Consider the following 7,473-nt stretch of genomic DNA (forward strand, 5'->3'; position numbering starts at 1 on the left):
TTTAATCTACCACTATAGGAGTAATCATGACTACGATCACATTATGGTTTCTTTTACCCTCACGGCCGCCACCCAAAAATTGATTATCCGGGCTACCCAAGCCACTGCGATCACTAGTATCTGACTGTTGCTCGAACCCTGACAGCACCAAGGTTTCACCTGAATGTAGCCTCACCTTTTGACTGAATGCACGTAAGTCTACCGTCGGTAACTGCACCTGACCTGTCTCTTTCTCACCGAATTTTTCCAGTCTCTTTAAATCGCTCAAGCTAATGTTGTACTGCAACAATATTTGCTTGTCGGCCATTGCATAAGGCAGCATCAACATATTAAAACCTGTCGTCACTGTCGCAGGCTCAATCCCCACCGACGTGCCAACTTGTGGTGTTGAAGTATTAGAAATGGACGAAACATAACCGGTCTGCGTTGCTACCTGCATCGGTACCGCCTGCAAATTTAGTGTAGTCACAGAAGGCTGAGTCACTATAGAAACTTTACCTTGATCCGATAACGCCTTGATCAGTAACGTACTGTCACTAAATGGCCCTTTAAGAATGTGAATATTCGTACTAATCCCGTTCCCATCAATAGCACTACTGCCCTCACCACCCACTCCTATATGAGCGCTTTTATAAGCCAGCGACCAATCGACACCATACTGATCAGACCGATCAAACATCAGGTTAAGGATCTTGACATTAAGCACCACCTGCGTTGTCAATAATTTGTTCTGCTGATCGATATAATCCTTAATTCTATCAAGTACTTCCGGAGAATCCGTTACCACTAATGATGCTGTTGCCATCGACAAAGTTAACTTACCCTCACCCGGCGTCAGCATATTTGATACCGTTTTTTTGATCTCATCCATCACCGAACGCGTTAAAGAAGTCGCAAGAGTTTGGGAACTACCGCTGTTACCGCTATCTTCTCCACCTAAACTGCCACCGCCGAACGTTGCGCTGGTTGTCGCCGTCACGCTGGCAGACAACGCATCCGTGCCCGGCAACGCATATATTTGAAATACCCGCGTCTCTGTTTTGAAAATATGCACCGCACCATTGTGCACTTTCCAATGCAATCCTACCGATAAAACGACCGAATCAAGTAAACCTGCCAAAGAGCCATGCCAGTTCACGTTGATTTTCATCTCTTCTGATTCACCGCGTTCAGATGCCGACTGAGTGTTCGGATTGACAACAACAACCTCCCTACCACTTCCTTTTTCATCCGATGCCGAACCGGGATACACCATCAGCCGCGCATCAGCACTAATCAGCACCGGCACGCCACAGATACGTTTGATCTTTTCTGCAAACTGGTTCAGAGTCATCGGCTCAGCTTCTTCCAGAGTCAACATACAGGAAACCGTCTCACCCTCCTTCTTTGATGGAATCTCCTTGGTTGACACCCAATAGCCATGCTCATGAACATGCACAACGGTCGCGGCGGGAGTCTTGCGTAATTCCTTGATAATATCGGTAGCCTTTGCCATTTCGGTATCTGCCCGATGATCAACATTAGAAATCGCTGTACAGCCTGACAAGCCAGCGACTATGCAGGGCAGCAATATCAATCTGAAAAACTGCAAAAATTGAATACGCATGCTATTACCCCTGAGCCTGTACATGGACAAGCCGCTGTTCCTGATAAATATCGACGGTAAAAGGACGATTCGCCATTGCGTAAGCTTCGAACAGCTCACTGACCGCATGGATAAACGAGCCATTGAAACGCAAACCAGCTCTGATCGGGAAATCATAGGAAGCATCCCATACCACCTGATAACCAGACTTATTAGCCCACTCTTGGGTCACATCACGCAGAGTTTGCCCCGGCGTTGCTATCCACACCGCGGCTACAGGAACCGATGTTGGCGTAGGTGCTGCGTAAACGGCGATATTTGACATACAGACAAACGCCGTCAAAACATATGCGATTATTTTATTCATCGATCTTTCCAAAGAAAAAGAAATAGCCAAATAACCTATTAATAAAGCTCAGTGACCTGAAGAAAGCCCGCTTACCGAACAGTAACTACAGTATTTCCACCAGTGCTCCGTCAGAGACAAATTTCCGAACATCATTGGGTAATCGTCTGGCAAGCGGGCCTCCTATTCGCCTTGCTCTACCATCAATAAGTCTGGAACCACTCTTGAAACCTATCTGATCAGGTTCTGCTCCCCATTTAAGCAAATCTCCGAAAGCGCCATGCAACAACCCATTGTCACCGGAATCAATATTTTTGCGGAAAATATAGATATGTGCCCCTGAAATAAATGCCCCCCAGAGACATCGATTAGAAAAGTTGTCACACCAAGCATCGGTATTCACCCACGTCATATGCAAGGCGGTTAATGCCTGCTGCATATCCCGACGCCTAACCATTCCCTGCACATGATCATTAAGTAATTGCACACCGGCTGAAGCATAGCTACGAAACAACGCGGCTATATCAGTCCTGGCACGCACTGACTGCACACGCACTTCATACAACAGCTCACCGAAAATCAGTTGCATGAAAAATATGACGGAGATCCCGACAATAGCTAATGGCCACATTGATATTCTCCTGCTTAGGTTAAAAACAGCAGCAATCCTCTGGACTTTGGTTAATTCCAAATAATCAGATACAGGATGCTGTTGATCATCGGTTATGACGGCCCAATATGGGGACTGTTTTTAGAAGAGTGGAACACGCTGGTAATGCTATATTTGCGATGTGGTCCTGCAATGAATTTCACAACACAAGTACTCGCATTCTGTAGATTTACATTGGCACTAACTTTTGGATAATCCACCAGCTCTGATCGTTGAAAAACAAGCGGTAAGTCAGACTCCTGCTTGTGACCATCTTTATCCGCTTCATACACAGCCAACACACAACGCAAATGATAGCCTTCAGAAATCGGAGGTGTAGAAGCGGTGACTAACACAGGGACATCAGAGTTGTTAAAGAAAGGCTGACTATTTGCCCTAACACTATTTACCCTATCACTACGACGAGCATAATAGGTTTCTCTTTCACCAGTCATCTTAGGTAACATCTCTGACACAAACCCGTCACCATTACCGATTACCATTTGATTGGCAAATAACCGCCTGCCTCCGCTAGCATCTTTCCATTCCAATGACCTACCAACCCCCGTTCCCTGACACACCAACAATTCCCCTTGCTTGCTCATGGATACATTACCTAAGGCAGGACAAGTGCCACCGACAAAATTTCCAGTTTTGGTGCTTATCACTAAGTTGTTGCCAACAACGACATTTTTATCAGCCTGAACATCGCCAGCGGCCAAAGTGCCCTTATTTCCAGGACTAGCATTACCATCAAGAATAAATAACGTGCCATGTTCTGGATTGATAACAATTGCACCGTCATTATTTTGTTCAATATAAGATTGTTTCCCTTGAAAACGGGAAGAAAAGGCTATCTTATTCGCACCATTAACCATTCCAGAGCCTTGCATCGACAACGTATCCACTTGATCGAGACGATTACCGCCCATACTGATGCTGGTTTCCATTTTATTCCATTCTGGATGCCCACCTGTTTTTTGTCGGTGAAGCAAGTCACCTGCCAATGTCCCTGGACCATAGATTGATGCATCCCGCATGAATGGAGCGTAAAAAACACGCCCAATTTCATTGGGTTGTTCACGGAAAAAACCAGCAAAAGATTCAGGTACATTGACCTGACCATAACTATTCCAATAAGTGGCCGGATTATGCTTGTCCCGATTTCTGTAATCCAGATACAAGCCACCGACACCAATCAATTGCGCGATCTTCATCGAATGATCGGCAACATTTGGCTGTTTTCCATCAATCATTGCCGGAACAGTGTAAATCAACGGATCGATGCGTTTTTTACCATTGGGTAGCATGACGATACGCAAAACACCATCATACTTCTGACCGAGCGGATTGACCGTATTCTGATCCAGTCCCGGCGGCAAATAGGGAGTCATTTCAGCCCAATTGATTGATACTGGTGATGATCCATGACTTAAAACAACATAATTATCATTGACATAATCTACCACCGCATCACCAAGATGTTGAATCTGCCCGGCAACTACCTGGTTCACCAGCATATCACTCTGCCTGTTTAGATAAACCACACCAACTACCATCATCGATGCCAGTACTATCAGTGCAACAGTCACTTCCAGTAACGTGAAACCTGCATCGTGGCGGCGTATCGTCAATATAGATACAGACTCATCATCATGCATAAAAAACCCTTCTTACATAATGAGTACGAAGATTTCTTCCATCCGATAACTGATTTTCCCCAAAAGAGATCCTTACCTAAGGGGACTGCACCGCTATTCATATTCACTCTACTGACTACCTTTGGCAAAATGCGACAATCAATCCAGCCACTGCCAGACCTGGGCCGAAAGGTATTTGTGGTGCTATTCTTATTCTGCGAAGCTGCCAAATCGTCAGATAACTTATCAAAGTGAGACTTGCTGCAAGCAAAACCACCAACGGGAGCGCTTCTACCCCCAACCAGGCACCTAATGCTGCCAGAAATTTAGCATCACCCATTCCCAACACATCACGCTGAACCCATTGCCAGGCGATCCACCTCACCAACCCAAAAAACAGATATCCACCAACCGCACCACTGATTGCCAGAGGTAATGCTACAAATCCGGCAGAATCCAGATTGAACAACAGCCCTAACCACAACAAAGAAAGTGTCAGTCGATCAGGTAGCAACATATATTCGACATCAATGACGGCCAGCGCTACCAACATCGAACTCAGCATCCATAATCCCAACAGCGAATAATGCCACCCGGTAAACAACGCCAGCAAAGAAAAGAGCGCGGCCATCGTGCCTTCAACTAATGGATAACGTAATGAAATCATACCATTACAATATCGACAGCGTCCTTTCTGGCATAAATAGCTCAACAGAGGAATATTATCGCGGACGGCCAGCACATGACTGCAACGTGGACAATGAGAACGGGGAAAACAGAGATTAAAACCGGTAGTCTCACTATTGCTTTCAGAGATAACCATGATCGGCAGACGGCAGATCACCACATTCAGAAAACTTCCGACACATAATCCCAATAATCCTGATGTCAGGACCAAACACCCGATAGAAGACTGTAGCCACCCCATCATCATGACGATCTCCCGGTAGATTCAGCACAAAACGAACCACATCGAGTCAGGGAAACAACAACAAAACCAGAGAAACAGGCCACTTCCCTTCCCAGGAAAATGCAGCTTGAAAAGCCTTTACCAAGACGACAAGCCACACTTCACCATCAAAAAATCAATCAATATCCTAACTGGCAGAAACAAGTGTCACTGTATTTGCATCATTAGCATTACATGCAGCCTCAATTTGAGCCAAAGTTGAATCGGGTTTAATTTCGGTAGCAGACTGCTGCCCTTTCCCGCTACCAACGGTCATCTTCGACCAACCCGCCACCCGCAATTTTAGCGAAAGTTGCTGACAAGCCTCATCAGGTACATTCTGATACTCAATCTTGAACGTCTGAGCAGTAGCATCTCCCGGAGAAATCATCACCCTACCATTCCAACTATTAAAAATAATTCCGGTCTTACCATCCTGAGTCATATTAGCCGGAACCACTTTGTAATTAATGGCAACCTTATTATCCAAACTGTCATAGCCTTTAGCGCCGTTTTTAATTGATTTCACATTTGCTGCCATCTGAGTGATATTCGATGATTCTGTTGAGATTTCAGAAGCCCGGAACAACTTACCGATTCCGGCGGCGGCGGCGGCTAATATCACAATACCAACAATCATCACAACCAACGCCTCAATCAGTGTAAAACCTGATTGACACCTAACATTACGCAGTACATTGACTTTCTTATTCATGCTAATCACTCCAAAATCAAAATAAGAGACGCATTACCACTCACATACTCACCAAATAAAACAAAATATTAACGCAATAATAACACACATAAAAACATTTAAAACACTTTAGTGTTTCATATTGAAATTAATACTATACGTTACAATTTGAAAAATAAAATTGTTTAAATCGTTCAAAAATCACACAAATGATCGTCAAAAACTATCAAATATTTTAATTTCAATCGTGAATATCGATTAAAATTGATGATATAGCCCATTAAAAAATCAATGGATTTTATTCTGTCAATTAGCTGAAAACAAACTTTGGTAAATTTTATTTATATATAAAATTAGCTTGTTGTTAAGACTTACTGTTGTACCGAGCCTGTCACAGATCACATTTTCGTAACAATGGGACATACAACAGAGCTCCTTGCTAAAGAAAAATGCCTTTCATTAACCAAGGTTTTTTAAATGCCGACAGAGAATTTTTACTCACTATCTCTCGAGAAAGAGAATAGGGAATTTAAGCTTAAATGGAACGAAACCAACACTAAACCGATATCTTAAATAGGAGAGTGTGGTTCTTTGACTGACCATTTATCATTTGACAAAACTATAATAAGTAAAAGACCACCTCCATTAGGAGGTGGTCAATTTAATACTGACAATTAAAATTACAATCCCCTTAAAAATATCAAAGTGAAACTTTTTCACCGTTATTATAAATTAAATCAACAAATTCGGTATCGTGAACCTACAATACGGCTTTTCACTTGTAATACACCGCCTTGCTTTGCAGGGTGAGATCTCACATTTTTAACAAGTTTATTTTGGTTAAATAAAAATCAGAAGATGGCTTTTTATAGGCATTTCTCTCATTAAAACGTTAAGATCTCTCTCTTCCATAAAAAAGCGATCCTAATAATGAGTATTTTTAATTTTATCAGCAAAATAGAAGACCCCCGTTCTGACATCAATAAAAAACATGAGTTAATGGATGTGATTTTTTTAGCCTTCTCCGCTGTATTATGCGGCGCTTCTGGCTGGAAATCGATTCAGGAATTTGGTGAGTTACAGAGCGAGTGGCTTAAACAATACACGCATTTTACTCATTACCGGAGGTCCTTCGGCGGCAATGGCCTTCAATACAAAGTGTTATTGAAGTCGTCAGTGAACGAAGCGTAAAAGGTCAGCCTCCCCATCGTGATTCACGCTGGTATGTCAGCTCGCTACCGTTGGAGGCGGAAATCGTGGCGAAGGCAATAAGAAGACACTGGTCGGTAGAAAACGAGCTGCATTGGGTATTAGATGTCACTTTTCGAGAAGATGCTATCTCACTCAAAGATCCTGATGGGGCTGCACAAATGGCGCTTTTTAACCGAATTGCATTAAGTGTGATTAAACAAAATACCAGTATAAAAGACAGTCAGGCGGCTAAACGTCGAAGAGCCATTTGGTCAGGGGAATTCCGCCCTGATTGTTGGCTGACCAGAGCCCAGGCTATTCGGGCATTTTTCCGAGCGGAGACGCAATATGTCATTGAAACACTCGCTTTGCCAGATCAATGCCGATAACTTGTTCCATTACCTCTTCATATTTTTGCT

At 43.4% G+C, this 7,473-nt stretch carries 6 protein-coding genes and 1 pseudogene; 1 reads left to right on the plus strand and 6 read right to left on the minus strand.

Features of this window, described 5'->3' with window-relative positions; genetic code table 11:
* Position 1: 1 nt before the first annotated feature.
* The 6 genes from pilN to BO26_RS03710 all read right to left on the minus strand — a co-directional run bounded on the left by pilN (position 2) and on the right by BO26_RS03710 (position 5,884).
* Positions 2 to 1,606: a PilN family type IVB pilus formation outer membrane protein gene (pilN, locus tag BO26_RS03685; RefSeq protein WP_036768858.1), complete on the minus strand. Its 1,605-nt coding sequence runs from the start codon at positions 1,604 to 1,606 to the stop codon at positions 2 to 4.
* 4 nt (positions 1,607 to 1,610) lie between these two features.
* A complete protein-coding gene (locus BO26_RS03690; RefSeq protein ID WP_477707003.1) occupies positions 1,611 to 1,910 on the minus strand; it encodes a toxin co-regulated pilus biosynthesis Q family protein in 300 nt (99 codons plus the stop codon).
* A 127-nt stretch (positions 1,911 to 2,037) separates the two neighbouring features.
* Positions 2,038 to 2,562: a hypothetical protein gene (locus BO26_RS03695; protein ID WP_036768864.1), complete on the minus strand. Its 525-nt coding sequence runs from the start codon at positions 2,560 to 2,562 to the stop codon at positions 2,038 to 2,040.
* Positions 2,563 to 2,654: 92 nt separating this feature from the next.
* Positions 2,655 to 4,241 carry a prepilin-type N-terminal cleavage/methylation domain-containing protein gene (locus BO26_RS03700; RefSeq protein WP_236637244.1) on the minus strand — a complete coding sequence of 529 codons (1,587 nt, stop codon included), beginning with the start codon at positions 4,239 to 4,241 and terminating at the stop codon, positions 2,655 to 2,657.
* A gap of 115 nt (positions 4,242 to 4,356) precedes the next feature.
* On the minus strand, positions 4,357 to 5,154 hold the full coding sequence (locus tag BO26_RS03705; protein ID WP_036768866.1) for a prepilin peptidase: 798 nt from the start codon (positions 5,152 to 5,154) through the stop codon (positions 4,357 to 4,359).
* A 163-nt stretch (positions 5,155 to 5,317) separates the two neighbouring features.
* Positions 5,318 to 5,884 carry a type 4 pilus major pilin gene (locus BO26_RS03710; RefSeq protein WP_036768869.1) on the minus strand — a complete coding sequence of 189 codons (567 nt, stop codon included), beginning with the start codon at positions 5,882 to 5,884 and terminating at the stop codon, positions 5,318 to 5,320.
* Positions 5,885 to 6,793: 909 nt separating this feature from the next.
* On the opposite strand from BO26_RS03710, the pseudogene BO26_RS22645 reads away from it, so the two are divergent.
* Positions 6,794 to 7,341: pseudogene (locus tag BO26_RS22645) on the plus strand (ISAs1 family transposase); the annotation flags it as partial.
* Positions 7,342 to 7,473: the final 132 nt, after the last annotated feature.

This window comes from Photorhabdus australis DSM 17609 (genome assembly GCF_000711895.1).
GTDB classification, from domain to species: Bacteria; Pseudomonadota; Gammaproteobacteria; order Enterobacterales; family Enterobacteriaceae; genus Photorhabdus; species Photorhabdus australis.

What these genes read in the sequence shown, in the direction of transcription:
- pilN (WP_036768858.1), bottom strand. Translation starts at nt 1,606, where the DNA reads ATGCGTATTCAATTTTTGCAGTTTTTCAGATTGATATTGCTGCCCTGC.
- BO26_RS03690 (WP_477707003.1), bottom strand. Translation starts at nt 1,910, where the DNA reads ATGTCAAATATCGCCGTTTACGCAGCACCTACGCCAACATCGGTTCCT.
- BO26_RS03695 (WP_036768864.1), bottom strand. Translation starts at nt 2,562, where the DNA reads ATGTGGCCATTAGCTATTGTCGGGATCTCCGTCATATTTTTCATGCAA.
- BO26_RS03700 (WP_236637244.1), bottom strand. Translation starts at nt 4,241, where the DNA reads ATGCATGATGATGAGTCTGTATCTATATTGACGATACGCCGCCACGAT.
- BO26_RS03705 (WP_036768866.1), bottom strand. Translation starts at nt 5,154, where the DNA reads ATGATGATGGGGTGGCTACAGTCTTCTATCGGGTGTTTGGTCCTGACA.
- BO26_RS03710 (WP_036768869.1), bottom strand. Translation starts at nt 5,884, where the DNA reads ATGAATAAGAAAGTCAATGTACTGCGTAATGTTAGGTGTCAATCAGGT.